Raw genomic sequence first — 1,721 nt, 5'->3', positions numbered from 1 at the left:
GTGGGGAGTGGGGAGTAGGGAGTGGGGAGTAGGGAGTGGGGGGAGTGAGAATTTTAGATTTTAGATTTTGGATTTTAGATTGAAATTTAATCCAAAATCTAAAATCTAAAATCCAAAATTGAATTGCCCAATGCCCAATGCCCAAATACAATACTTTTCACGCTGGTAAATGTAATACCTGCAAAGCAAAAGAAATCAGAGTGAGGAACGTTAAAAATCCAATTGTATCCAGCATTGTAGTCACTAACGGCCCACTAACTAGCGCCGGGTCGAGGTTCAGGCGTTTCAATCCCATTGGTAGTAGAGTGCCGAGTGTAACAGCCACAATTGTATTGGTTGCCATTACCATTCCGGCAATTAAAGCCACCCATCGTTCTTGGGGTCGCGCCCAAATTAAGGAAAGCAGGATCATCGTCGTGGCTAAAACTAGGGCTGTGGCTAAACCAGCTAGAAGTTCTTTGCGGAGAATTTTCAGAGTATCTTTGGGTGTTACCTCGCCTACTCCCAAGCTGCGGATTGTTACCGTTAATGATTGAATACCAACAGTGCCACCTGTGTTAGAAAAAATCGGCATGATTACTGCTAAAACTGGAACTGCGGAGATTACAGATTGGAAAGGCGCGATCGCACTGGCTGCACCAATATACAAGCCCATGATCCCCAACAGCCAAGGCAAACGGTTGCGGATGGTGAAGAGGGGAGAAGACAAAGCAGTTTCATCACCACTTACACCCGCCAGTTTTTGAATATCTTCTGTGGCTTCCTCTTCCAAAATATCCATCACATCATCAATGGTGACAATGCCTACCAATCGGTCTTCTCGATCAACCACGGGGATAGCGATTAAGTCATAGCGCTGCATGATTCGCGCCACTTCTTCTTGAGGGGTTTCAGTTGTTACTTTGATGACGCGATCGCTCGCAATATCCCTGATGAAAACTTCGGGAAAAGTAAACAATAACTGGCGCAGTGAAACAACTCTCACCAGCGTCCGGTTGTTGTCTGTGACATAAGCGTAGTAAATCGTTTCCTTGTCTTCGTCCTGACGACGGATTTTGCTCAGGGCTTCGCCTACAGTCAACCCTTCCCGTAACCGGACATATTCGGTTGTCATCACCCGCCCAGCAGTGCCTTCTGGATAGCCGAGAATTGTTGCTGTTGCTTGCCTTTGTTCTGGACTTAGTTGCTGTAATAGCCGTTTGATTACCCCAGCAGGTAGTTCATCAAACAATTCTGCCCGTTCATCAGGACTCATGGCTTCTACAAGTTGCACTACTTGGACATCATGTAGGGAATTAATTAGTTCTTGCTGCACCTCTGTTGGCAGATATTCAAATACATCAATTGCCTGACTTTTGTTGAGTAAACGGAATGCGATCGCCCGTTGTTTTTCAGGCAATTGTGTAATATGTTCTCCCACATCCACGGGTTGTAAACGATTTAAATCCCATTTCAACTGGTTTAAATCGGTAGTATCAGCCAGCAAATCACGAATATCTTGTGTGAGCATGATATGTACCTCCTAAAAGTCTCCCCCGCGCTGGGAGACTTCCTCACCCGCTCAGAGGAGTTTGATACTGCCATCTTGTGGACTATGGTCCATAAAATCTCAAAAATTCAACATCGATACCCAAGTCAGGGGATCGCTAGTGATAATCCTAACCCGGAATGGCGATCGCTGCTAGATATTGAAGAAGAGGCAGGGGGCAGGGGTGCAGGGG

The 1,721-nt window shown here is 46.0% G+C and carries 1 protein-coding gene; it reads right to left on the bottom strand.

Going from position 1 to position 1,721, the window contains the following annotated elements:
• Nucleotides 1-157: 157 nt before the first annotated feature.
• Nucleotides 158-1,510, bottom strand: coding sequence for a magnesium transporter (gene mgtE, locus F8S12_RS31765; protein WP_196520290.1), 1,353 nt, complete (start codon nucleotides 1,508-1,510; stop codon nucleotides 158-160).
• Between the last annotated feature and the right edge of the window lie 211 nt (nucleotides 1,511-1,721).

Source organism: Nostoc sp. WHI, from assembly GCF_015714725.1.
Taxonomy (GTDB): Bacteria; Cyanobacteriota; Cyanobacteriia; order Cyanobacteriales; family Nostocaceae; genus Nostoc.
This window is presented reverse-complemented; position numbering and strand designations above follow the sequence as displayed.